The 24,626-nt window shown below is 33.0% G+C and carries 21 protein-coding genes and 1 riboswitch; of the genes, 17 read left to right on the top strand and 4 right to left on the bottom strand.

Features of this window, described 5'->3' with window-relative positions; translation table 11 throughout:
- The first annotated feature begins 300 nt into the window (after positions 1-300).
- A complete protein-coding gene (locus DMB65_RS06130; protein ID WP_230470616.1) occupies positions 301-3,093 on the top strand; it encodes a helix-turn-helix and ligand-binding sensor domain-containing protein in 2,793 nt (930 codons plus the stop codon).
- 55 nt (positions 3,094-3,148) lie between these two features.
- On the opposite strand, the gene DMB65_RS06125 is transcribed toward DMB65_RS06130, so the two are convergent.
- On the bottom strand, positions 3,149-3,763 hold the full coding sequence (locus tag DMB65_RS06125) for a deoxynucleoside kinase (protein WP_026983862.1): 615 nt from the start codon (positions 3,761-3,763) through the stop codon (positions 3,149-3,151).
- Positions 3,763-4,578 (bottom strand): hypothetical protein, encoded by an 816-nt coding sequence (locus tag DMB65_RS06120; protein ID WP_110305775.1) that lies wholly within the window; start codon positions 4,576-4,578, stop codon positions 3,763-3,765. The genes DMB65_RS06125 and DMB65_RS06120 overlap by 1 nt, the downstream gene beginning before the upstream one ends.
- 234 nt (positions 4,579-4,812) lie before the next feature.
- On the opposite strand from DMB65_RS06120, the gene DMB65_RS06115 reads away from it, so the two are divergent.
- From DMB65_RS06115 to DMB65_RS06105, 3 genes are all read left to right on the top strand, one after another.
- Positions 4,813-5,700: a GLPGLI family protein gene (locus DMB65_RS06115; RefSeq protein ID WP_110305774.1), complete on the top strand. Its 888-nt coding sequence runs from the start codon at positions 4,813-4,815 to the stop codon at positions 5,698-5,700.
- A 44-nt stretch (positions 5,701-5,744) separates the two neighbouring features.
- Positions 5,745-8,441 (top strand): carboxypeptidase-like regulatory domain-containing protein, encoded by a 2,697-nt coding sequence (locus DMB65_RS06110; RefSeq protein ID WP_110305773.1) that lies wholly within the window; start codon positions 5,745-5,747, stop codon positions 8,439-8,441.
- A 170-nt stretch (positions 8,442-8,611) separates the two neighbouring features.
- On the top strand, positions 8,612-10,084 hold the full coding sequence (locus DMB65_RS06105) for a M28 family metallopeptidase (protein WP_110305772.1): 1,473 nt from the start codon (positions 8,612-8,614) through the stop codon (positions 10,082-10,084).
- 76 nt (positions 10,085-10,160) lie between these two features.
- Here the strand turns inward: DMB65_RS06105 and metK are convergent, their stop codons facing one another.
- Entirely contained in the window at positions 10,161-11,411 is a 1,251-nt protein-coding gene (gene metK / locus DMB65_RS06100; RefSeq protein WP_110305771.1) for a methionine adenosyltransferase, read from the bottom strand.
- Between the two features lie 729 nt (positions 11,412-12,140).
- On the opposite strand from metK, the gene DMB65_RS22105 reads away from it, so the two are divergent.
- The 12 genes from DMB65_RS22105 to DMB65_RS06040 all read left to right on the top strand — a co-directional run bounded on the left by DMB65_RS22105 (position 12,141) and on the right by DMB65_RS06040 (position 22,743).
- A complete protein-coding gene (locus DMB65_RS22105) occupies positions 12,141-12,305 on the top strand; it encodes a hypothetical protein (protein WP_165834885.1) in 165 nt (54 codons plus the stop codon).
- Positions 12,306-12,349: 44 nt separating this feature from the next.
- Complete coding sequence (locus tag DMB65_RS06090) at positions 12,350-13,657, top strand: O-acetylhomoserine aminocarboxypropyltransferase/cysteine synthase family protein (RefSeq protein ID WP_110305769.1); 1,308 nt, start codon at positions 12,350-12,352, stop codon at positions 13,655-13,657.
- Positions 13,658-14,341: 684 nt separating this feature from the next.
- Entirely contained in the window at positions 14,342-14,542 is a 201-nt protein-coding gene (locus DMB65_RS06085) for a hypothetical protein (protein ID WP_110305768.1), read from the top strand.
- A 186-nt stretch (positions 14,543-14,728) separates the two neighbouring features.
- Positions 14,729-14,836, top strand: a riboswitch (SAM riboswitch).
- Positions 14,837-14,913: 77 nt separating this feature from the next.
- Complete coding sequence (locus tag DMB65_RS06080) at positions 14,914-15,876, top strand: alpha/beta fold hydrolase (protein WP_230470615.1); 963 nt, start codon at positions 14,914-14,916, stop codon at positions 15,874-15,876.
- 22 nt (positions 15,877-15,898) lie between these two features.
- Positions 15,899-18,313, top strand: coding sequence for a bifunctional aspartate kinase/homoserine dehydrogenase I (thrA, locus tag DMB65_RS06075; RefSeq protein WP_110305766.1), 2,415 nt, complete (start codon positions 15,899-15,901; stop codon positions 18,311-18,313).
- Between the two features lie 37 nt (positions 18,314-18,350).
- On the top strand, positions 18,351-18,653 hold the full coding sequence (locus DMB65_RS06070; protein ID WP_110305765.1) for a DUF1330 domain-containing protein: 303 nt from the start codon (positions 18,351-18,353) through the stop codon (positions 18,651-18,653).
- A gap of 31 nt (positions 18,654-18,684) precedes the next feature.
- Complete coding sequence (locus DMB65_RS06065; protein WP_110305764.1) at positions 18,685-19,116, top strand: OsmC family protein; 432 nt, start codon at positions 18,685-18,687, stop codon at positions 19,114-19,116.
- A gap of 154 nt (positions 19,117-19,270) precedes the next feature.
- Positions 19,271-20,443 carry a trans-sulfuration enzyme family protein gene (locus tag DMB65_RS06060; RefSeq protein WP_110305763.1) on the top strand — a complete coding sequence of 391 codons (1,173 nt, stop codon included), beginning with the start codon at positions 19,271-19,273 and terminating at the stop codon, positions 20,441-20,443.
- A 155-nt stretch (positions 20,444-20,598) separates the two neighbouring features.
- Positions 20,599-21,108: an RDD family protein gene (locus DMB65_RS06055; protein ID WP_110305762.1), complete on the top strand. Its 510-nt coding sequence runs from the start codon at positions 20,599-20,601 to the stop codon at positions 21,106-21,108.
- A 15-nt stretch (positions 21,109-21,123) separates the two neighbouring features.
- Positions 21,124-21,639 carry an alpha/beta hydrolase gene (locus tag DMB65_RS06050; RefSeq protein ID WP_110305761.1) on the top strand — a complete coding sequence of 172 codons (516 nt, stop codon included), beginning with the start codon at positions 21,124-21,126 and terminating at the stop codon, positions 21,637-21,639.
- Between the two features lie 59 nt (positions 21,640-21,698).
- Positions 21,699-22,208: an RDD family protein gene (locus DMB65_RS06045; RefSeq protein ID WP_110305760.1), complete on the top strand. Its 510-nt coding sequence runs from the start codon at positions 21,699-21,701 to the stop codon at positions 22,206-22,208.
- 124 nt (positions 22,209-22,332) lie between these two features.
- A complete protein-coding gene (locus tag DMB65_RS06040; protein WP_110305759.1) occupies positions 22,333-22,743 on the top strand; it encodes an RrF2 family transcriptional regulator in 411 nt (136 codons plus the stop codon).
- Between the two features lie 66 nt (positions 22,744-22,809).
- Here the strand turns inward: DMB65_RS06040 and DMB65_RS06035 are convergent, their stop codons facing one another.
- Entirely contained in the window at positions 22,810-23,592 is a 783-nt protein-coding gene (locus tag DMB65_RS06035; protein WP_110305758.1) for a sulfite exporter TauE/SafE family protein, read from the bottom strand.
- A 310-nt stretch (positions 23,593-23,902) separates the two neighbouring features.
- On the opposite strand from DMB65_RS06035, the gene DMB65_RS06030 reads away from it, so the two are divergent.
- On the top strand, positions 23,903-24,613 hold the full coding sequence (locus DMB65_RS06030) for a phosphoadenylyl-sulfate reductase (RefSeq protein WP_110305757.1): 711 nt from the start codon (positions 23,903-23,905) through the stop codon (positions 24,611-24,613).
- Positions 24,614-24,626 lie beyond the last annotated feature (13 nt).

Below are 24,626 nucleotides of genomic sequence, written 5' to 3'. Positions count from 1 at the left end.
ACATCAATAAATAAATAAATTATTGATATTTAATAATTTAAAAAAATATTTCTATTGTTATAAGAATGTTAAATATGATAAAAAAACACTACATTTATTAAAAAATGATTTTTATAATTTTGATTTAGATTTTAGATATACTGATACAATTAATAAATGTGATATTTACAATTAAACAGAAAAAATACCGCATATAATCATAAATTATAATAAAAAAATATGAAATTCATAAAATGTTTTTTCATCATAATAATCCCTTTTTTTTCGTATAATTCTTTATGTCAGGTAAAGGAAATAGGAATGCCTAATATTAAAAATTATAAAAGGAATGAATATAAAGGAGGAACGCAAAACTGGGGTGTTGATCAGGATAAAAACGGGACTATATATTTTGCAAACAATAGTGGATTAATTCAGTTTGACGGTTCAACATGGAAAACCTATTCCATGCCCAATAACGAATCGTTAAAAAGTCTCAAATTAGACTCCCTTGGAAATATATTTGTAGGAGGAAATAATGAGTTTGGTTATTTTAAACCTGATAATAAAGGGGAACTAAAGTATTTTTCTGTCTCTAAAATGGTTAGTAAAAAAGACAATCAGAATTTGAACTTAATCTGGAAAATTCATATTTTCAATGGTGAAGTTATTTTTCAGTCTTTTGCTAAGGCCTTTTTTTATAAAAATAACAGTTTAAGAGTACTTAATGCACCAAAAAAATTTCAATTTTCTTTTGTGGTTAATAACAGGCTTTTCTTTCAGGATAAAGTTTTAGGCATTTTAGAATACAAAGACAATAAACTATTTCCATTAAAAGGAACTATTTTCTTAAATGATAAGGAAATCTGGGGTATACTTCCATTTAAAAATAATAGTCTGCTTTTGGCAACTTTAGAAGAGGGTCTTTTTTTATATGATTTTAATAAAGTAATACCATGGAAAACGGACGCGAATGATTTTATTAAAAAAAATACATCCCTTGGTGGCTCAATTATAAATAATAAATTCATTATTTTAAATTCTGTTCTTAATGGAGTGGTAATTTGTGACCTAAACGGAAAAATCATTCAGCACTTAAATCGTCAAAAGGGACTTCAAAACAATACGATTTTAACTTCTTTTATAGACAACAAAAACAATCTTTGGCTTGGTCTTGATAATGGTATTGCTTTTGTCAACGAAAGTTCGCCATTTACTTACTTTGGTTTTGGTTACAATATTAGTACGGTATATGCTTCAGTCCTTTATGAAGGAAATTTGTATGTAGCGACAAATCAGGGTTTATTTTACCATGCATGGAATGATAATTTTAAAGAGGATGTTTTTAAACTTGTTGAAGGGACAACCGCTCAATCATGGAATGTACAGGTCGTGGATAATGAACTTATATGCGCAAATAACAGAGGTGCATTATTAATTAAACAAGGAAAAGTGGCTCAGGTAATTGACTCCAGGAAAGGTTATTTTGGGTTCGAAAAAATACCAAATCATCCGCAGTTTTTTATTGGTTCAAATTATGATGGATTTGCTGTCTTTCAAAGGACATCTGGCGGATTTGAATTTAAGTATCAGGTTAATGGCTTTAATAGATCATCCAGAAGTTTTGAGTTTGATCAGTCTTATTTATGGCTTAAGGCGGGGCAATCGTTATATCGGATGACCCTAAGCGAAGATTTGAAAAGTTTTTCAGAGATCAAGGAAATACATCAGCTTAATAATCGGTTTAAAAAAACAGGAAGTATCCAGAAAATTGGTGGCAGGGTCTATTTCCAGGCCAACAATCATTTTTATAAATATTCTACTGAACAGGAAATATTTTATGAAGATAAAAAGTTAACGGCTCTTTTTAAAAACATTCCAAATATAAATGAATTAAAAGAAGATTCTCAATCAAATTTGTGGTACACCTATGGAGAATCTTTGGGTGTTTTAATGAAAGAAAATAATACTTACAGAAAAATTGATGCAGCATTTTCTAATTTAACAGGAAATCTTGTCAATGGCTATTTATCGGTAAACACCATCAACACTAAAAATATTTTTATAGGATTAACAGATGGGCTGGCACATTTTGACTCAAAATTGCTTAATGGTTTTGTAACCAAACCAAAAGCTTTTATACGCAGTTTTTCCTTTTTGGACAATACTTACATAGTAAACAGTAATAATCAAAATAAAATCAATAACATAGCTATCCCATATTCTTCAAACCATGTACGGTTTACCTTTTCCTCTCCAACTTATGAAAACCTCGAAAATGTACAGTTTTCATATCAATTACAGAATTTTGAGGAGAAATGGAGTAACTGGTCAATAATTTCAATTAAAGAATATACTAATCTTAGAGAGGGAGATTATGTAATGAAAGTAAAAGTTAGAGATAGTTATGGAGTCCAGTCTGAGCCTTCCATGCTTTCATTTACAATTTCACCACCATGGTACAGGCATATAATAGCTTATCTTGGCTATCTTCTGATTGTTTGCGGTTGTATTTATGTAGTATCGAACAGAATCAAATTAAAAATAAGAAAAAATAAGTATTATGAAACCATAGAACAAAGACGTTTGTACCTTGAAAGAGAAGCTAAAATCAGGTATGAACAGCACAAACTCGAAAAAGAAATTGAAAAATTAAAGAGTGACAAACTGCAAATCAAGATTTTAGCAAAGGATAAAGAACTTGTGAATAACTCTTTGCAGGTGGTAAAGAAAAACAAAACTTTGAATTCTATAATAAGTAAGCTTAAAGAAATAGATACCAGTATATTAGACGAGTCAACTAAAACAGAATTCAATAAACTTCATAAAAGTATTGTAAAAGAAGTTAATACCGATAAAAGCTGGAAAGATTTAGAAAAGCACATTAAAAATGTTCACTTTGATTTTCTAAAAAGGCTGAAAGAAAGATATCCAACAATTTCACCACGAGAATTAGATTTATCAACCTATTTGCTGATGAACATGTCCACTAAAGAGATTGCAGAGATTATGAATATATCCAATGGGGGAGTTGAACTGGCCAGATATCGATTAAGAAAAAAACTCGGTTTAAATAAGAAAGAAAACCTTATTGGATTTTTAATGAGTATTTGATAGTTCAGAAATGCCTCATGACAAAGGTGATGAGGCATTTTATTTTACCTATTTTTTAAAACAAACCGTTCAGTTCAGCATCAATTCGGTTTATGATATTTCCTAAATCCTCAGGGTTATCAACAAAATTAATATTGTCAACATCAATAATCAATAGTTTACCTTTAGTATAAGTCTGAACCCAGGCTTCGTATCTTTCGTTAAGCCGGCTTAAATAATCGATAGAAATTGAGTTTTCGTATTCACGCCCGCGCTTGTGAATCTGTCCAACTAGATTCGGTATAGAACTTCTCAAGTAAATCAATAAATCAGGAGCTTTTACCAATGATTCCATTAATTCAAACAAGGATGTGTAATTTTCAAAATCACGACTTGTCATTAATCCCATCGAATATAAATTGGGAGCAAAAATATAAGCATCTTCGTAAATAGTCCTGTCCTGAATAATTTTTTTACCACTTTCACGAATTTGTTGTACCTGACGGAATCTGCTGTTCAAAAAGTAAATCTGCAGATTAAATGACCAGCGTTCCATCTGATGATAAAAATCATCCAGATACGGATTATCAACAACATCTTCATAATGAGGTTCCCATTTAAAATGTTTGGCCAGTAATTTAGTTAATGTTGTTTTTCCAGCGCCTATATTTCCTGCTATTGCTATGTGCATTACGGTATTACGATTTTATAATTGGTAATTTCTTTAGCTGTAAAAATAGATAAAATTTGCTCTTTGTAATAAAATTTATTTAATGATTTTTCAGGAATACCAATTTCAGAAACGGTTTCAGATCCGTCCTTATGAATGTCTTTAAAATATAACTGATTTGCACTGCTGAAAATATATTGTTTCGGACTTAAAATCTGAATTTCATCAAAATCTGAAGCTTTTCCTAAAACTGTAGTTTTTCCGAATAAGTCACAGGAATACCAATTGTTTTTTTCATCAATCCAGTAAAAAGTATTAAAATCAGTCTGGTAAAATGTAATAGTTTCCGTCAGTGGTGTAGAAACCGTTTTATATTCATTTTTTAAGTAATCAAAAAGTCCAATTTGCTGATTCAGGGAATTGTAAATCCACAATTGATTTTGAGTCGACATGCCAATCGCCGTCACAACAATGGGTACGTTATTTTGAGAAAAATTAATCTCCGTAATTTTATTTAACTGGTTGTCAAGTAAAACAGCACTGTTGAAATCTTCATAAAATAAAACTATTTTCATAGGATTTACAATGTCTGCTTTAGTGATTTTGCCTAATGATACATTTTTATATTCAAAATTTTCTGTTCCTTTTACTTTACTAAAGACATTGTTTTTTATCTGATACGAAAATCCAAAAGAATCATAACCTAAAAACGCATCGGCATTCATAGCAAAATGTGAAACAGAGGTTGGGGTTTTCTTTTGATTTTGCGCAAAAGCAGCTGAGAAAGAACAGACAATAAAAAGTATAAATAAAATTTTGCGTGCTGTTTTTCTCATTTGATTTTTTTGTTTCTCAAAGCCAAAGTACAAAAAACTATAGTATGAAGTTGTTGAACATAGTTTTTTAGTTGAATTTAGTCATTAAACTTTCCGGTATTCTAATAGTCCAATTAATAAGCTGTTTAGTCTATGTCTTGTGGGTATTGATATATTTAACTTTCAGTATTTTAAAATTAATAATACATTTGGATGTAAGTTTTATTTGATTTACTCAAATTTTAAAAAGAACCAATGAAAAAAATAGCATATTATTTGTTTTTAGTACTTGCTTTTAGTCAGGTACAAGCCCAAAAAGATTTTCAGGGAATGGCCGTTTACGAGTCAAAAACCCAGACACCTAAATTTGAAGGAATGCCCGGAAATCGTGACATTACACCGGAAATGCAAAAAAACATGGAAGAAAGAATGAAGAAAATGTTAGAAAAAACATTTATTCTAAACTTCAATAAATCGGCATCTGTCTATAAGGAAGAAGAAAAACTGGATACCCCCGGACAGCAAGCCGGCGGAATGAGAATGATGATAAGCTCTATGACGGGCGGTGGAGGCACTTTTTATAAAGATGTAAAAAATAAAACCTATACAGTTGATAAAGAGTTTATGGGCAAAGAATTTTTGGTAAAAGATTCGCTGCCAAAATTAAACTGGAAATTAGAACAAGAAACCAAACAAATTGGAGGTTATAATTGTTATAAAGCAACAGCAGTAAATGAAGCCAGTAAAACCGATTTTAGAAATTTCAGACCGAAAAATAATGACGATAAAAAAGATGAGGCAAAAAAGGCATCAGATGAAACAAAAACGAACTTTGAAGACAATTTTGAAATCCCTAAAGAAATAGTTGTAACAGCCTGGTATTCGCCTGAAATTCCAATTAATCAGGGACCCGAAAATTATTGGGGATTGCCGGGTTTGATTTTAGAAATTAATGATGGAACTACAACCATTTTATGTTCAAAAATTGTTCTGAATGCTAAAGAAAAAGCCGACATAAAAGCACCCACAAATGGAAAAGAAATATCCCAGAAAGAGTATGACGAAACAGTTGTAAAAAAGATGAAAGAATTTAGGGAAATGAATCGTGGCCGTGCAGGAGGTCCTCCAATGATGGGAAGATAAAAAAATCCTGTAGTCTAAATTTTATTATCATAATCATTTTTTTAATGAACAAAACACTGTTTTTTATCGTTTTTTTATTTACCTCTTTCAGCTTTTCCCAAAGTATTCGTTTTGATGGTTTTATTCAGGATGGACAGAAAAACCCCTTGGAAATGGCCAATATCATGGCGGTTAACTCTGCAACAAAAGCAATGGATTCTTATGGGATTACAAATGACAAAGGAAAGTTTCAATTAACTCTGAAGCCTAATACTGCTTACATCGTAAAAATTAGTTATCTCGGAATGAAATCGAAAGAAATTCAGGTTTCGACCAAAACCGAAAATATCGTTCAGAACATTGTCATGGATGATGTTGGAATTGAATTAGAAGGAGTAGAAATTGTCCGTGAAATGCCAGTTTCTATAAAAGGGGATACCATTGTGTATAATGCTGATTCTTTTAAATCCGGAACCGAAAGAAAACTGGAAGATGTCCTGAAAAAATTGCCGGGAGTTGAGGTAAATGCCGATGGCGAAATCGAGGTTGAAGGAAAAAAAGTCAGTAAATTAATGGTGGAAGGGAAAGACTTTTTTGACGGGGATACCAAATTAGGTGTTAAAAATATTCCTGCTGATGCCATCGATAAAATTCAGGTTTTACGAAACTACAATGAAATTAGTGCTTTAAAAGGTCTTGAAAACGATCAGGATAATGTAGCTATGAATATTAAGCTCAAAGAAGGAAAAAAGAACTTCTGGTTTGGCGATGTTACTGCGGGAGTTGGAGTTGCAGAGCTTGATAGCCGTTATGTTATCAATCCCAAATTGTTTTATTACAGTCCAAAATACAGTATTAACTTAATTACCAATTTTAATAACATTGGTGAATTGCCCTTTACGGCTCAGGATTATTTTAAGTTTACAGGCGGATTTAAAAATATGATGAAAAAAGGAGGAAGCAATTTCAATGTCTCTTCAAATGATTTAGGAATTTCGCTGTTAAGAAATAACCGCGCCAAAGAAATTGAAACGAAATTTGGAGCAACAAACTTTGCTTACTCAGTAACAAAAACTTGGAATATTAGTGGTTTTGGAATACTTTCGGCTTCAAAAACAGACCTGGAAACCAAATCGCAGACTACGTTTTTAGGTTCGGGTAACCAGCAGAAAAACGATGAAGAAACGCATCAAAAAAATAATTTGGGACTTTTTAAACTCAGTTCAACATATAAACCAAATGATAAATTTCAATTTGATTATGATGTTTTAACGAAGCTCACAAAACAAGAAGAATATTCAGATTTGTTTAGAGAACAAATTGTACAGAATATTGCAGATACAGAAACTATTTTTACCACTAAAAAGCAAAATCCGACCTCGATTAATCAGAATTTGAGCTTGTACTATACCCAAAGTGCCAAAAATATTTTTGCTTTTGAAATGCAGCATTTGTATCAGGACGAAAATCCTTTTTATAACGCCAATCTTCGGACGCAGCCTTTTGATAAAAATGATTTATTAGGCTACACTTCCGGTCAGCAAAGAAACGATTATAACCAGGATCGCTTTGTAAAAACAAATAAAATAGATGCGAAACTCGATTACTATTATATGGTAACACCAAAAAGCAACATCAATATTACTTTAGGAAACACGTATTCATACCAAAATTTTAATTCTCATATTTTTCAGATTCTGGATAACGGTGATAAAAATGATCTAAACGATACGTCAAATAATAATGACGTAAACTATAATTTTAATGATACTTTTTTAGGTTTTCATTATAAAATTCTGGCTGGTAAATTTACGTTGACACCCGGTGTTAGTCTGCATTCTTACACAATGACAAACACACAATTGGGAACAGGTTATTCTCAGAATTTCGTAAAAGTACTGCCTGACTTTTTTGCTCTTTATCAAATCAAAAAATCAGAAACATTGACGTATAATTTCTCTTTATCAAACGATTTTACCGATATAAACCAATTGGCTGCAGGCTACGTTTTGTCTGATTACAGCAGTTTGTTCAGAGGAGACCGGTCTTTGGAGAATGCTACTTCTCAGGTGCATTCCCTTCGTTATTTTAAGTATAATATGTTCAATTTTGAAAATATTTTTGCTAATGCGACCTACACACGAAAAGTAGATGCTATTAAAACCGAAGCAAAATTTACCGGAATTAACCAGAAATCCAACCCTTATAATTCTAATTTGGCTGATGAAACTTTATCTGCCATGGGAAGCTATGGGAGATCATTTTTAAAGAATTACAAAGCTTCTGTTAATGCTAGCCTAAATTGGTCAAAATTCAATAATATTCAAAATGAAAAACCAGCAACGACAGAAAGTTTTACGCAAAGTTATACTGTAAAAGCGTCCACTAATTATAAAAACCTTCCTAATATTGAGTTTGGTTATAATATGGTAGTCAACAAATATAGCGGATCTACGTACTTCACAGAAAAGCCTTTTGCGAGATTTGACTATTATTTTCTGGATAGTTTCTCGTTTGTTTCAGAATATGAATTTTATCATTATTATAATACAAACAAGTCAGTCGATAACGAATATGATTTTTTAAGCGCCAGTTTGATTTATCAAAAGAAAAACAGCAAATGGGAATATAAAATTGCTGCAACCAATTTGTTAAATACCACTTATCTTAATGATGACAGCTTCTCTCAATTCTCCACTCGTGTTTCGCAATACACCGTTCAGCCCAGATATATCATCTTTTCGATGAAGTACAATTTGTAGTAAAAGAAACTGTAATAAGAGAAAATTAGTTTTCGTAATATGAAAAACGCAATAGCTGTCAATATTGACGGCTTTTGTGTTTGATATTGATTGTGATTTGTTGGTTTTGTTGTTAAAAATGAAATTTTAAGTTCTAAAATCATTAAGTTTGGATTACTAAATTAAAGAATATGAAAAATAAATTAATATTACTTTTAATTGCTTCCAGTGGCGTGATGTTTTCACAGGCAATTAAAAAACCATTAGTTTCAGCAATTACAGACAAAGATCTGAGAACCGATATGTATCAAATGGCTGGTGACCATTTTAATGGACGTGAAGCAGGAACTTTAGACGAACTAAAAGTATCGATGTGGCTAGCCAATAAAGCCAAAGAAGCCGGAATGAGCCCTGCGGGTGATGACGGAACTTATTTTCAGTTTTTTGATTTGTACAGGCATCAGGTTACAAATAATACAAAGTTTAAAATCGGACAGAAATCATATAAATTATGGAGTGAAGTTTTAGTTGCAGAAACGACTAATATTAAGGTAGAAGCTCCTTTACTTTATTTGGGAACATTGACTAAGGCAGAAATCGAAAAAAGTGATGTTAAGGGGAAGGCAGTTGTAATTTTGGCTTCGAAAGAAGGAATTTCAGATGAAATTTCTCTTTTTGACAGACGCTATCCGGGGTTTGTTAAGCAAAAATATTACGATTTATTGCTTTCAAAAGGTGCAGCAGCACTAATATTGGTTGCAGATGAATTAGGAGAAAAAAGTTGGTCGCAGGTTGAACCTCAAATGACAAGAGGCGTATACGGGATTGAAGGTTTTCGTGACAAAATACCGGTACCTCCAAGAATGCCTGCATTTTGGGTGCATAATGATCAGTTAGAATATTTGAAAAGTACCAAAGATTTACTGTCTGCCGAAGTAGTTTCTGAAACATATAAATATCCATCTGTAAATGTTGTTGGAAAAATTGAAGGAACAGATGCCAAGCTGAAAAGTGAATATGTCCTTTTTAGCGGACATCAGGATCATGATGGTGTGAGACAAAAATACGGGCAAGATTCGATTTATAATGGAGCCGATGATAATGCAAGCACCTGTGTAGCAATGTTGGCGATTGCAAGGGCTTACAAAAAACAACCTGGTAAACGAACAGCTTTGTTTGTTTTTCATGGTTCCGAAGAGAGAGGATTATTAGGGTCAGGTTGGTATGCATCGCATCCTACAGTTCCTGAAAAAGATATTATTGCAGTTTTAAATGGCGATATGATTGGAAGAAATAATGTAAATCAGGCAGCTTTGCTTGGCTCATCTTCTCCCCACGAAAACTCTTCAGATTTAGTAGCAATTGCAAAAAAAGCAAATGATGAAGGACCAAAATTTGATTTAGACAAACTTTGGGATAAACCCGAACATCCGGAATATTTTTACTTCCGTTCAGATCATTTACCGTATGTCCGTAAAGGTATTCCTGCTGTGTTTTTTACTAGTGTTTTGCATAGCGAATATCATACTCCAATGGATGAAGCTGAAAATATTGATTACATAAAACTGCGTAAAATGACAGAATGGATGTACCGTACAGGCTGGATTTTATCAAATGATGCAGGCCGTCCGAAAACATTGCCAGACGTAAAATTGGAAAGATAATTACATTCTTCTTTTAAACAAAAAATGCTGTCCTAAATTAATAAGACAGCATTTTTTGTTTATATATTGGATTTAATTACAATCCAAAAGCAGTTTTTACCTGGTCAACAAAATCAAGTTTTTCCCATGTGAATAACTCAACGGTTACTGTTTTTTCGTTTCCTCCCGGAGCAGAAAAAGTTTTAGTAACAGTTTCCGGTTTACGTCCCATGTGTCCGTAAGCAGCAGTTTCACTATAAATTGGATTTCTTAATTTTAACCTTTGCTCAATAAAGTAAGGACGCATATCAAAAATAGCTTCTACTTTTTTAGCGATTTCACCGTTAGTTAAGTTTACTTTAGAAGTTCCGTAAGTTTCAATGAAAATACCCATTGGTTCAGCAACTCCAATAGCATAAGAAACCTGAACTAAAATTTCGTCTGCAACACCCGCAGCAACTAAATTTTTAGCAATATGACGTGTCGCATAAGCTGCACTTCGGTCAACTTTACTCGGATCTTTTCCAGAGAATGCACCACCACCGTGAGCGCCTTTTCCGCCATAAGTATCAACAATGATTTTTCTTCCTGTTAAACCAGTATCTCCGTGAGGTCCTCCAATAACGAATTTTCCTGTTGGGTTAATATGGTAGTTGATTTTGTCATTGAATAAATGAGCGTGTTCCGGGTTCTTAGCTATGATTCTAGGAATCAAAATTTCGATAATATCTTTTTTAATTTTGGCTAGCATTGAAGCTTCTTCATCAAAATCATCATGTTGAGTTGAGATTACGATTGCATCAATACGGGTTGGTTTATTATCATCACTGTATTCTAAAGTAACCTGAGATTTTGCATCAGGACGTAAATATGTGATTTCTTTGTTTTCGCGTCTTAAGATCGCTAATTCCTGTAATAATTTATGAGACAAATCAAGTGCCAATGGCATGTAGTTTTCAGTTTCGTTAGTCGCATAACCAAACATCATTCCCTGATCACCTGCACCTTGTTCTTCCGGCTTAGCTCTGTCTACACCCTGATTAATATCTGCAGACTGCTCGTGGATTGCTGATAAAATTCCACAAGAATTGGCCTCAAACATATATTCACTTTTCGTATATCCAATTTTACGGATTACTTCGCGGGCAATTTGCTGTACATCAAGATACGTATTCGATTTTACTTCACCAGCCAAAATTACCTGACCAGTTGTAACTAAAGTTTCACATGCTACTTTTGAGTCAGCATCAAATGCCAAAAAGTTGTCAATTAATGCATCCGAAATTTGATCTGCAACTTTGTCCGGATGTCCTTCACTAACAGATTCTGACGTAAATAAATAAGCCATAATAATGATTAAATTAAAATTAAGCGAGGAAATAATTGCTGAAAATGGCTAAAGAAGAGTTTCTGCTTTAGCATTTTTTACTACCGAAATCAATTTTTCAGCATTCATAACGAACCATTTCATTATGAAGAGGTTGCAATCAGTTCAAATTTTTCCTCTGTATTCGGGTGCAAAAGTACAAAACCATTTTGATTTGCAAATTAAAGTTCAACTTTTTTATTTTTTTAAAGAGAAATTTAACATTAGTACATTAAATCGATAGGGTAATGGAAATTAATTTGTTTTTTATTTGGTGAATTGAAAAAAAGTTCTCAAATTTGCGAAACAAAAGAGAAACAAAATGAATTTAATCGCCAAAAATATGTGCTGTATGATGTCGGAAACTTCCGCAGAGTTCGCTATTGTTTAGTATTAAATCTAAAAATAACAATAAGACCTCTGCATTGCGGAGGTTTTTTTTTGAATACAATTAAAGCATTTAAAATTGTAAAGGTGAAAGTTGCCGGCTATTTTTACAGGAACCGGAATTACTAAATAGGGTTAAAAAAATAAAAAAATGAATAATACAGTAAGAAATAAAATAATGATGTGTTGTAAGATGCCGATGTGTACCCCCACTTATTGTTGCCGAAAGTGAAAGATAAAATCTTTGTTATAGTTTCTGACTATAGCCCTTTTGGCAGCCAACCGAAAGGGCTTTTTTTATTTCATTAATTAAAATTAAAAATCATGAAAATCATCTATAGAATCTTAAAGTCAATTAACCCGAAAAATGTTTTCGGAGTAAATCAAAAATCAGATTTAAGTTTACAAAAAGGTAAATTATATGCTGATGAAACAAATTCATTGCTCGCAGACATGTATGCTGCTGAAAACGAAAATCTTTTCATTTAATAATAAAAAAATAAAAATAGTAATCATCTAAAAACTAAGAAATTATGAGTACACAAAAATTTGCAACAAACGCCTTACACGCAGGACACGACGTAACTAAAAATGGAGGTACGAGAGCCGTACCAATTTATCAGACATCATCCTATGTTTTTAATAATTCAGATCATGCGGCCAATTTATTTAGTCTGGCTGAGTCAGGATTTATTTATACACGATTAAACAATCCTACGAATGACATTCTGGAACAGCGACTTGCGTCACTGGAAGGCGGTATAGCTGCAGTTGTTACGGCATCAGGGGCTTCGGCAATTTCGACAACATTACTGACTTTACTGAAAGCCGGTGACCATATTGTGGCTTCAAACAGTTTGTATGGGGGAACTTATAATCTTTTAAAAGTGACTCTGCCAAGATTAGGAATAACGACCACTTTTGTAGATCCGTCAAAAGCAGAAAACTTTACAAAAGCGGCAAAAGAAAATACAAGGGCTGTTTTTGTGGAATCACTCGGTAATCCAAAATTAGATGTATTGGATTTAAAAGCAATTGCAGCAGAAGCCAAAGCATTACAAGTACCTTTTATAGTAGATAATACAGTGGCAACGCCGTATTTGCTCAAACCAATTGAATTTGGAGCTAATATTGTAATTCATTCCTTGACTAAGTATATTTCAGGAAACGGAACTTCATTGGGTGGTGTTATTATCGATGCCGGTACTTTTGACTGGGCCAACGGAAAATTCCCTGAATTTACAGAACCTTCTGAGGGCTATCACGGTTTGGTTTACCATGAGGCTTTAGGGAATGCAGCTTTTATCGCAAAAGCAAGAATTGAAGGATTACGTGATTTTGGAGCAGCTTTGAGTCCGTTTAATGCGTTTCAAATCATTCAGGGATTGGAAACGTTACCAATCCGAATTAAAAAACACAGTGAAAATGCTCTGGCTTTAGCCCAATGGCTTGAGAAACAAGACCAGGTAGTCTGGGTAAATTATCCGGGATTAAAATCGAATAAATATTATGATTTAGCCCAGCAATATTTACCAGAAGGTCAAAGCGGGATTATTACTTTTGGATTACAGGGAGGCTACGAAGCAGCGAAACAAGTTGTTGATGAAACCAGGCTGTTCTCACTTTTGGCAAATATCGGAGATACAAAATCACTAATTATCCATCCTGCCAGTACAACACATCAGCAACTTACAGATCAGGAGCAGCTGGAAACAGGAGTTTCTAAAGATCTGATTCGACTTTCTGTTGGAATTGAACATATCGAAGATTTAATTGATGATTTGAAAACAGTTTTTGCAACGGTTGCCAAATCGCACAGCGAAGTCTTTAATAAAAATTAAAGTTTTTTTGTTTTTTGTTTGAAAAAATTGCCTCTGGTAATCGGATTGCCGGAGGTGATTTTTTTTTTGAATCAAATTTTTGGTCAAAAAAATCAAAATGAATTCATTAAGATTTGTTCTTTGAAAGACTGATTATGGAGAGCTAACAAAAATCATTAAATAAAGTAAGTTTAATCTGTATTTCAAACGATGTAATTTTTGTAAGATATTTTTAAAATTAAAATATTGTTTTTTTATTGGTTTTGTGCGTTTATATTTGGTAAATAAAAAAAACTTTCGCATATTTGTTAAACCCAAAAACTACTGAAGATATGTTTAATTCCTATAAAATGTTTTGTACCATTTCGAAAGAAACCATTGGGGTGTCTATTGCTTAAAAATTGTAAGAACAATATCATTATAGCAAAGCCTCCCAAAATATTTTGAGAGGCTTTTTTAATTATACGACAAATGCCAGAAATTTTTAAAATAACAAATAAATCACAGATGAACAAGTCCCTGCAGATGAACAAGATGTTCAATGTCGCAACTATTCGTGTATGCGTCTGTTGATTCCAAAAGTATATAAGTTAAAACAACTTAAACCCTTTTGGTATCTGAAACCAAAAGGGTTTTTGTTTTAAAGGACTTAAATAAAACGAAAGAAATAATTAAATATATATAAACAAACTAAACACAAATATCATGAGCACTTTGAACTACTTAACAAAAACATTTTCTACATTAAAAAACATAAGGGCAAAAAGAAACAATCCACCGCCAAAAAACGAATTGATACATCCAAGATTCGGAATCACAGAAACGGATGTTAAAATGGAAAAGAAAAATCCTGACTCTTTATTGTTTTTGATGTATTCTAAAGAAAATGAAGCGCTTTTTATCTAAATCCAAAAGCATTTTAAATAGGTAAAACCTGCATAATCTTACTGGGCAAATTTGTTCGGTAATTTTTTGCGTATAATAGTTTTTGCGTATAATATATTTTGTAAATAAAAGAATCTGTTCAGATAAATTTGTTTGTTTAAGAAATTAGTAGTTAATTTGCACCGTTAAGTTCAGAAACGTATTGAAATGTTATAAAGAAAGGACGAGGGATTAGACCCGATGAATCCTTAGCAACCCTTCGGTAAAGCGAAGAAGGTGCTGCATTCTACCACGCCCAACGTGGAAAGATAACAAAAAGAGTTTTTCTAGTCTCGTTCTAGACTTTCTTTCTAATATTTCCATATACAAATCAAAAAATAAAAGATTTGAAATTGGAAAGTATACCCAACCCGATCATATTAAAAGATTTTACTACCGAAAGTGGTGCTTTATATAATTTATTGCCCTTAAGTTATGCGCTTTTTGGTTTGCCACTTCACAGTGCACCAATTGTACTGGTAAATCATGCCTTAACAGGAAATGCACAGGTTACCGGCGAAAATGGCTGGTGGAATGATTTAATTGGTGAAGGAAAAACAATTGACACTACTAAATATTCCGTTTTAGCATTTAATGTTCCCGGTAACGGAAATGATTCTTTTACGATTGAAAATTATCAGGATTTTACGGCCAGGGATATTGCCCGTATTTTTTTGAAAGGAATCGAAACTTTAAAAGCAGGACAATTGTACGCTATTATCGGAGGATCGGTAGGTGGAGGAATTGCCTGGGAAATGCTGGCACTTGAACCAAACATTACCCAACATTTAATTCCTATTGCAACTGACTGGAAATCGACCGACTGGATGATTGCAAATTGTTTTTTACAGGAACAAATCCTGAACAATTCGTCAAAACCAATTGAAGATGCTCGAATTCATGCTATGTTGTGCTATCGCTCACCGGAATCATTCAAAGAAAAATTTCAGCGAACCATTAATCAGGATCTTTTGATTTTTAATATAGAAAGCTGGCTGGCGCATCACGGTGAAAAATTACAGAAACGTTATCAGTTGTCTTCTTATAAATTGATGAACCAATTACTGAAGACCATAGATATTACAAGAAATACGAAAGATTTTAAAACTTTGTTGTCTAAAACAACCGCAGCGATTCATATTGTCGCAATCGATTCGGATTTGTTTTTTACACCAAAAGAAAATCTGGAGACTTATGATGAATTAAAAAAGTTCAAAGAAAATGTTTTTTACAGCGAAATAAATTCGGTTCACGGACATGACGCTTTTTTAATCGAGTACAAACAATTAGATAATTTACTTGCTGCTATTTTTTAAGCAGAAATAATAAAAAGACACAATGAAAATATTAAAATTTGGAGGTAAATCATTATCAAACGGAGAAGGACTTAACAAGGTTGTCTCTATCATTGAAGAAAAAGTAAAACAGGGAGAAAAAATTGCAGTAGTAGTTTCGGCTAGAGGAAATGCTACAGATGAACTGGAATATATTTTGAAAATTGCCGCAAAAAACGGTGATTACAAACGATTATTAGAAAATTTTAAAACCTACCAGATTTCAGATTATCCTCAGGTTGATTTGTCTGAGGAGTTTACGATTTTGGATAAACTTTACGAAGGAGTAAGCCTGATTGGGGATTACAGCAATAAAATTAAAGACCAGATTTTATCCAAAGGTGAATTGCTTTCGGCTAAATTATTAACTGCTATTCTGATCGAAAAAGGTATTCCGGCTAATTTTACCGATTCAAGGGAACTCCTGAAAACCGATTCGAAATTTGGTGATGCACAGCCCCTGGATCAGCTCTCCAAGAAAAATGTTATCAATTATTTTAAAGAGCATAATGGGTCGACTGTTAATATCATAACCGGTTTTATTGGTTCCAATAACAACAACGACACTACTACTTTAGGAAGAAACGGCAGTAATTACACCGCTTCGTTAATTGCTAATTATTTAAATGCCGAAGAATTACAAAACTTCACTCACGTTGACGGAATTTATACAGCGAATCCGGATTTGGTTGCTGATGCCAAAAAAATTGAATATTTATCTTTTAATGAAGCAAACGAATTAGCGAATTTTGGGGCAACTATTTTGCATGCCAAAACGATTATTCCTTTGTTGGAAAAAAATATTCCGCTTCGAATTTTAAACACATTCAATCATGAAAACCGCGGAACTTTAATCACTTCAGATACTGCAAAAGAAGGAATCAAAACACTTTCTGTTCTTGAAAATGTTTCGCTTTTGAATCTTGAAGGCCGCGGATTACTTGGGAAAGCAGGAGTTGATGCCCGAATTTTCAAGGTAATGGGAGATCACAATATCAGTGTAAGTATTATTTCGCAGGGTTCTTCAGAAAGAGGAATCGGATTGGTTGTGGCTACAGATAAAGCGACAACTGCGATGGTTGAATTAGAAAAAGAATTCGAAAACGACTTTTATTCTAAAGATGTCAACCAGATTACGGTAACCGATAATGTTTCGGTTATTTCGATTATTGGTCAGGATCTTAGTACTTTTCACAAGCCTTACACAGCCTTAATCAAAAATAAAATTGTTCCGATTTTGTTTAACAACACCGTTACGGGTAAAAATGTGAGTTTGGTGGTTAAAAAATCCGAGCTTAATAAAGCCTTAAACGTAATTCACGGAGAGATTTTCGGAGTTTCTAAAAAAATCAATATTGCCATTTTTGGTCATGGATTAGTTGGTGGAACTCTGATCAACCAAATTTTAGAGTCATCCGATGCTATCGAAAAACGTAAAGGCATCAAGCTGAATGTTTTCGCTATTGCGAATTCTAAAAATCTGGTTTTAAATAAAAACGGGGTGACTTCTGAGTGGAAAAATGAGATTCAGAATAACGGAATTGAGTACACTATTCAGGATATTATCGATTATGCCGATAAATATCATTTAGAGAATTTAATTGCGATTGATAATACGGCAAGTGCTGTGTTTGTAGAAAATTATATTACGCTTGCAGAAAGCAGTTTTGATTTGATTTCTTCGAACAAAGTTGCCAATACACTGAGTTATGGTTTTTATAAAGATCTAAGAAAAGTTTTGGCAGAAAACCAGAAGAATTATTTGTATGAAACTAATGTTGGTGCAGGATTACCATTGATTGATACCATAAAATTACTGCATCTTTCGGGAGAAAATATTACCAAAATAAAAGGGGTTTTCTCAGGAACTTTGAGTTATTTGTTCAATAATTTCTCTGCAAAGGAGGCTCCGTTTAGTGAAATTCTGCAGGAAGCAATCGACAATGGTTACACAGAACCGGATCCGCGTGAGGATTTATGCGGAAATGATGTAGGAAGAAAATTATTGATTCTGGCGAGAGAATTAGATTTACAAAACGAATTTGAAGAAATTTCCATTCAGAATTTAATTCCGGAACATTTACGTGAAGGAAATGTTTCTGATTTCTTAACCAAATTAAAAGAATTCGACCTGATTTACGATAAAATAAAAGCTGAACAAAAGCCTAACCATGTCTTGAGATACATTGGTGAATTGTCAGGCGATTTACAAAACGACAAAGGAAATTTGGAAGTGAAATTAGTTTCGGTTCCTTCTGATACTGCACTTGGAGGACTAAAAGGTTCAGATTCTTTCTTCGAAATTTACACTGAATCTTATGGAGACAGACCAATCGTAATTCAGGGAGCAGGTGCAGGTTCTGCTGTAACTGCGAGAGGAGTTTTTGGAGATATTTTGAGATTGTCGGATAAAGGGTAAGAATTTTAGATTGATGTAAAAGAATAAAATTTAGCAAATGATATTTATAACACAATTAATATATGTAATCGAAGGACAGGAAGAAGTTTTTCATCAGTTTGAAGATATTGCCATTCCAACGATTTTGAAATATAATGGTCAATTATTACTTCGGGTACGACCAGATGATAAAAGTTATATTGAAAGTAATATTGAGAAACCGTATGAAATTCATTTGGTGGAGTTTGCATCAGAAGAAGATTTTGAGAATTTCAAACATGATGAGGAAAGAAAAAAGTTTCTTTATTTGAAAGAGCAATCTATTAGATCAGTTTTGTTTATAAAAGGAGCTAAACTTTGATAACAAAAGGTAAAAAATAAAAAAAAGCACAATGAAAATAACATTAGACAGAGTAAACGAAAACTTCCATTTTCAATTAAAAAATGAACGTGGACATGTAGTAAATGTTGATGCACGACCAGAATTTGGAGGAAATGATATGGGACCAAGTCCTATGGAATTAGTTTTGATGGGAGTAGCAGGCTGTAGCGGAATTGATATGATTTCAATCCTGAAAAAGCAACGTCAGGAAATTACTTCTTTCAAAGCTGAGGTTGAGGGCGAGCGCGTACAGGTAGGAGAAGCAAAGCCATTTAAAGATATTTATGTAGTTTTTTCTTTGGAAGGAAACATTAAAGAAGACAAAGCAGCTAAAGCAGCACAATTGTCTTTCGAAAAATATTGCTCGGTTTCTAAAACAGTTGAGCCTACAGCAACCATTCATTATAAAGTAATTTTGAACGGAGTAGAGTTAGAAAAATAAATAATTAGAAAATGAGTCAATTAGAGAATGAGATAATTCAAAATGAACATTGAATAACAACTCTAAACAGTTTGAGTTTTAAGTGCTGGTTATTGCCGATTCCAAAAAACCTGAAACTTAAAACTTAAAACTTGAAACAAGAAAAACAAATAAAATGAACGAACAAGAATTTGGGTTTGAAACGCAAGCCATACGTAATCATTTAGAGAAATCACAATTTCAGGAACATTCGACGCCTTTGTATCTATCGTCAAGTTTTGTATTTGAAGATGCAGAGGATATGAGAGCATCTTTTACAGAAGAAAAAGTACGTAATATTTATTCTCGTTTCAGTAATCCAAACACAACCGAGTTTGTGGATAAAGTTTGCGCTATGGAAGGTGCTGAGGCTGGATATGCTTTTGCAACCGGAATGGCAGCTATATATTCGACTTTTGCTGCTTTGCTGGATGCAGGCGATCATATTGTTTCTGCCGGAAGTGTTTTCGGTTCGACACATGCATTGTTTATGACTTATTTTCCGAAATGGAATATTGAAACGACCTATTTTGATATCAACAAACCGGAAACTATAGAAAGTTGTATTAAACCAAATACTAAAATTTTATATGCTGAAACACCTACAAATCCGGGAGTAGATGTGATTGATTTAGAGTTGTTGGGACAAATCGCTAAAAAACACAATCTAATATTGATAATCGACAACTGTTTCGCGACACCATACATTCAGCAGCCAATTAAATACGGAGCACATATAGTAGTGCATTCTGCTACAAAACTAATGGATGGTCAGGGACGTGTTTTAGGCGGTATTGCAGTTGGTGATGCGGAGTTAATTCGTAAAATATACTTGTTTTCAAGAAATACAGGTCCGGCAATGTCACCATTTAATGCGTGGGTTTTGTCAAAAAGTTTAGAAACTCTGGCCGTTCGTGTTGACAAACATTGCGAAAATGCTTTGAAAGTTGCCGAATTTTTAGAAAGTCACCCCAATGTAAACAGTGTGAAATATCCGTTCTTAAAGTCACATCCAAAATATGAAATTGCCAAAAAACAAATGCTTTTAGGCGGTAACATTATTGCATTTGAAATTAAAGGCGGAATAGAAGCAGGACGTAAATTTCTGGATAAGATTAAATTGTGTTCGCTTTCAGCAAATATTGGCGATGTTAAAACCATTGTAACGCATCCCGCATCAACAACCCACAGCAAATTATCTGTTGAGGAAAAATTAGCTGTTGGAATTACAGAAGGTTTGGTGCGTGTTTCTGTAGGTCTGGAAACTGTAAAAGATGTCATTGCCGATTTGGAGCAGGCACTTTCTTAAATATTTTCAGATTTATTAAAAATCTAAAATAATAACGATTTTTGACTGTAAATTTAGTACTGTTAAAAATCGTTATTTTGTTTTGTAATTGTTGAACTAAAAAGTATATTTTTGTCGATAAGCAGTTGAAAATTATAAACTAAACTAATGATAACATGAGCCAATCGACTTATATTGTAGAAGAAGAATTATTAGCTTCTAACGGACAACGTTTTTTAAATTACACTATCGATTATGCACTTACATATGTGTTTTCGTATGCATTTGGATTGGTTTTACCTTTTGTTATTAATGTTTTGGATTCTATTGGTTTAACAGGATTCGGGTTTTGGGTTTATAACTCAGGCAATGTAACATGGTTTTTTGTAAGCATTGCGATAGCTATAATTTATTATGTTTTGACCGAGGGTTTATTTGGAAGAACTTTAGGTAAGCTCGTAACGGGAACAATCGTTGTCAATGAGAATGGTTTAAAACCTGGTTTTGGAACAATTTTTAAAAGAACTCTATGCCGTTCAATTCCTTTTGATGCTTTTTCGTTTTTAGGGTCTCGTGGTTGGCATGATTCTATTTCTGATACTTATGTAGTTAGTAAACAAGGTTTGGAGGAAGATATAAAAATGTTTGAGGAGTTTAGATTAATAGGAGTTCAGGAAACAGATTGATAAGCAATTTTTCTAATGAAACCAAGATTACTCATTTTGTCGGATGTATTTGGAGGGAAAAATCCAGAGTGGGTAAAACTGTATATAGATTTATTGGAACTTAAATTTGATATTCAATATTATGATGTTCTTGAATTAGCTAATATTACTGTTTTAGATTTCACAGAAATGGATATTCACAATCAATTTCTAAATGGAGGAATTGATAAGGCAGTTCACAATTTATTAGAACTTGAAAAAGATGAAGTCGCTGTTTTAGGTTTTAGTATTGGAGGAACAATTGCATGGAAAGCTTCTTTGAAAGGTTTAAAAGCGTCTTATTTAATAGCTGTTTCGTCAACAAGATTAAGATATGAAACTCATTTGCCAGATTGTAAGATAAAATTATATTTTGGAGATAAGGATTTAAATTTACCAGATCTAAAGTGGTTTTCAGATATGAAAGTTTCCCGCCATTTTTTTGAAAACCAAGCTCATCAATTATATTTAGATCAAAACAACGTTGCTGTTATTTGTAATGAATTTTTGTAAATGTTTAATCAAAAAGTATATTTTTGTTGTCAACTAAACATTAACTAAATTAATATTGTATGAATAATTGTACTTATACTTTGGATGATAAATTATTAGCATCAAATGGTAAGCGCCTTTTAAATTATATTTTGGATGTCATCTTTATTTTTCTGTTAATAATAATTTTAGCATTTTTCTTTGCCATTTTTGCCAGCCTTTTTGACTGGAGCGAACTGCTATTTTGGATGACAAATATGAGTGATCTCGAAGGAGAGGTTGTTTTTGTAATGATTATGATAGTGTATTATATGGTTACTGAAGGTATTTTCGGAAGATCGTTAGCCAAGGTTATTACCAGAACAATTGTTGTCGATGAAAACGGAGTAAAACCAGGTTTTGCAGCTGTTTTAAAAAGAAGCCTTAGCCGTTTAATTCCTTTTGAGGTATTTTCTTTTTTAGGAAGTGCAGGAAGAGGGTGGCATGATTCTTTGTCTGATACTTATGTTGTAGATAAAAAAGCTTTAGCTGAAGAAAAGAAAATGTTTGATGAGTTTAAATTGATAGGAGTTGAGGAAACAAACGAGTAAACTCGATTGGTTTGGTAGAATTAAATCTTATTCTACTGATATTCTCGTTTAAAAAGTATATTTTTGTTGCAGAAAAATTTGTAAAGATTTTGAGATATTAAAATCTACAATCTAAAATTTAAAAATGCTTTCAAAGAAAACAAAATACGGAATCAAAGCTTTAACTTATCTGGCCAGACGGGAAAACAATGAGCCAGTACAAATTGCTGAAATAGCAAAAAACGAACATATTTCGATTAAATTTCTGGAAAGTATTTTACTGCTCTTGAGAAACTCCGGTTTTCTCGGAGCCAAAAAAGGAAAAGGCGGAGGATATTATCTCATAAAAGAGCCAAAAGATATCAGTATGGCCAAAGTCTATCGTATTTTGGAAGGGCCAATTGCACTATTGCCTTGTGCCAGTCATAATTTTTATGAAAAATGCGATGATTGCGATGACGAAACAACCTGTGCAGCAAGACGTTTAATGACAGAAGTTCGCGACAACACTCTTAAGATATTAGAAAGTAATTCTCTGGCTGATATTGCATTTTAAATACTGTCTTTGATATAAAAAAATCCCGTTTCAATTTTGAAACGGGATTTTTTTCAGGATATATGTCTAAAAAACCAATTTATAACCTACCATAAACAACATGATGGCGATAGCATTCCTTAAGAATAAATCAGGAACTTTTCCGCTTAACATGCTGCCTATGTAAATTCCGGGAAGAGATCCTAATAACAACTGACCAAGTAAAGCAAGATCTAAATTACCCATTGAGGCATGCCCGATTCCTGCAACGAGCGTTAAAGGAACTGCATGAGCGATTTCAGTCCCAACTAGTTTTGGGGTAGGTAAAAGTGGATAAAGGAAAAATAAAGTGACGGTTCCTAATGCACCGGCTCCAATTGAAGTAAGTGTTACAGTAGCTCCTAAAAGAACACCAATGGCAACCGTTAATACGTTTTGTGTAGTACTTTCATAATGAAATCGGTCTCCTGCATGTTTTTCAGAAAAGACCATTATTTTCTTTTTAAATAAAATAGCAACAGAAGTAAACAGTAATGCCCAGCCTAAACTGTATTTAATTATGGCGTTCATAACAGTAATATCTGTTTTGATACTCTCTAATAGCCATAATGTTATGATAGCGGCCGGAACACTTCCAAGAGAAAGTAAACCTGTAATCTTCCAATTGATATTCTTTTTTTTATTGTGTACATAAACACCGCCCATTTTTGTAAATGCTGCATATAATAAGTCCGTGCCTACTGCTGTTGTAGGCGGAATTCCAAACCATAATAAAATAGGTGTCATCAATGAACCACCTCCAACTCCGGTCATTCCTACCACAAAACCAACGAATAAACCTGCAACAACAAGCCCTGTCTGAAAATCCATATGTAAAATTTTTTGCCAAAAATAACAACTTATTCACAATAATCCTATCGATTTTATAGACTATTGCTTAATATTTTTTAAGAATGGGCATAAGATATTGTTATTTAGTTTTTTAGCTTGATTGTTCCTTTTGAATTTAGTTTACTTTCTGTCAAAATTGTAAGGATTGTTTTAAACGTTTGAAATACAGTCTGTTCAAAAAATAAAAAACTTCAAATAATGTTTTGTTATTCACAAATTAGTATTATTTTTGCAAAGTAATCTACTAAGCCGATAGGGTAATAGATTTTTATAATTTAAAAGTACAGAAATGAGCACATCAGTAGTACAGACCTTACTAGATAAAACTAAAGATTTTTCACTGGAAGAAACATTAGCTTTTTTGGCAGCGGAATATTCGGGAAAAATCATTTTTTCGACTTCTTTTGGTCAGGAAGATCAGGTAATTACAGATTATATTGCTAAAAGTAATCAGGATATTACCATTTTTACTTTAGATACCGGAAGATTATTTCAGGAAACCTACGATGTTTTTCATAAGACATTAAAAAAATATAAAAAACATATTGAGGTTTATTTTCCGGAAGCTGCAGCGGTTGAAAACCTTTTAAAACAAAAAGGCCCCAACAGCTTTTATGACTCGGTTGAAAACAGAAAAGAGTGCTGCTTTATTCGAAAAGTAGTTCCGTTAAGAAAAGCTTTAGCAGGAAATGCAGTCTGGATTACAGGTTTAAGGGCAGAACAATCAGAGAACAGACAAGATTTGAGTTTGTTTGAATATGATGGAGGTTTCGATATTATTAAATTCAATCCGTTATTAAAATGGACTTTAGAAGAAGTTGAAAATTATCTGCAGGAAAACAATGTGCCTCAAAACGTATTGCATAAAAAAGGCTTTGTAAGTATTGGCTGCGCGCCTTGTACAAGAGCCATTTTTCCGGGAGAAGATATAAGAGCTGGAAGATGGTATTGGGAATCCAGTCATAAAGAATGTGGTTTGCATAGTGCGAAAAAAGAGTAGAGAGGCAAGAAGC

The sequence above is a fragment of the Flavobacterium cheongpyeongense genome, assembly GCF_003202435.1.
GTDB lineage: Bacteria > Bacteroidota > Bacteroidia > Flavobacteriales > Flavobacteriaceae > Flavobacterium > Flavobacterium cheongpyeongense.
Note: the sequence above shows the minus strand (reverse complement) of the source record. Positions and strands in the feature narration are given on the sequence as shown.

Coding starts and splice junctions, on each gene's coding strand:
- DMB65_RS06130 (WP_230470616.1), top strand. CDS start 301: ATGCCTAATATTAAAAATTATAAAAGGAATGAATATAAAGGAGGAACG.
- DMB65_RS06125 (WP_026983862.1), bottom strand. CDS start 3,763: ATGCACATAGCAATAGCAGGAAATATAGGCGCTGGAAAAACAACATTA.
- DMB65_RS06120 (WP_110305775.1), bottom strand. CDS start 4,578: ATGAGAAAAACAGCACGCAAAATTTTATTTATACTTTTTATTGTCTGT.
- DMB65_RS06115 (WP_110305774.1), top strand. CDS start 4,813: ATGAAAAAAATAGCATATTATTTGTTTTTAGTACTTGCTTTTAGTCAG.
- DMB65_RS06110 (WP_110305773.1), top strand. CDS start 5,745: ATGAACAAAACACTGTTTTTTATCGTTTTTTTATTTACCTCTTTCAGC.
- DMB65_RS06105 (WP_110305772.1), top strand. CDS start 8,612: ATGAAAAATAAATTAATATTACTTTTAATTGCTTCCAGTGGCGTGATG.
- metK (WP_110305771.1), bottom strand. CDS start 11,411: ATGGCTTATTTATTTACGTCAGAATCTGTTAGTGAAGGACATCCGGAC.
- DMB65_RS22105 (WP_165834885.1), top strand. CDS start 12,141: ATGAAAATCATCTATAGAATCTTAAAGTCAATTAACCCGAAAAATGTT.
- DMB65_RS06090 (WP_110305769.1), top strand. CDS start 12,350: ATGAGTACACAAAAATTTGCAACAAACGCCTTACACGCAGGACACGAC.
- DMB65_RS06085 (WP_110305768.1), top strand. CDS start 14,342: ATGAGCACTTTGAACTACTTAACAAAAACATTTTCTACATTAAAAAAC.
- thrA (WP_110305766.1), top strand. CDS start 15,899: ATGAAAATATTAAAATTTGGAGGTAAATCATTATCAAACGGAGAAGGA.
- DMB65_RS06070 (WP_110305765.1), top strand. CDS start 18,351: ATGATATTTATAACACAATTAATATATGTAATCGAAGGACAGGAAGAA.
- DMB65_RS06065 (WP_110305764.1), top strand. CDS start 18,685: ATGAAAATAACATTAGACAGAGTAAACGAAAACTTCCATTTTCAATTA.
- DMB65_RS06060 (WP_110305763.1), top strand. CDS start 19,271: ATGAACGAACAAGAATTTGGGTTTGAAACGCAAGCCATACGTAATCAT.
- DMB65_RS06055 (WP_110305762.1), top strand. CDS start 20,599: ATGAGCCAATCGACTTATATTGTAGAAGAAGAATTATTAGCTTCTAAC.
- DMB65_RS06050 (WP_110305761.1), top strand. CDS start 21,124: ATGAAACCAAGATTACTCATTTTGTCGGATGTATTTGGAGGGAAAAAT.
- DMB65_RS06045 (WP_110305760.1), top strand. CDS start 21,699: ATGAATAATTGTACTTATACTTTGGATGATAAATTATTAGCATCAAAT.
- DMB65_RS06040 (WP_110305759.1), top strand. CDS start 22,333: ATGCTTTCAAAGAAAACAAAATACGGAATCAAAGCTTTAACTTATCTG.
- DMB65_RS06035 (WP_110305758.1), bottom strand. CDS start 23,592: ATGGATTTTCAGACAGGGCTTGTTGTTGCAGGTTTATTCGTTGGTTTT.
- DMB65_RS06030 (WP_110305757.1), top strand. CDS start 23,903: ATGAGCACATCAGTAGTACAGACCTTACTAGATAAAACTAAAGATTTT.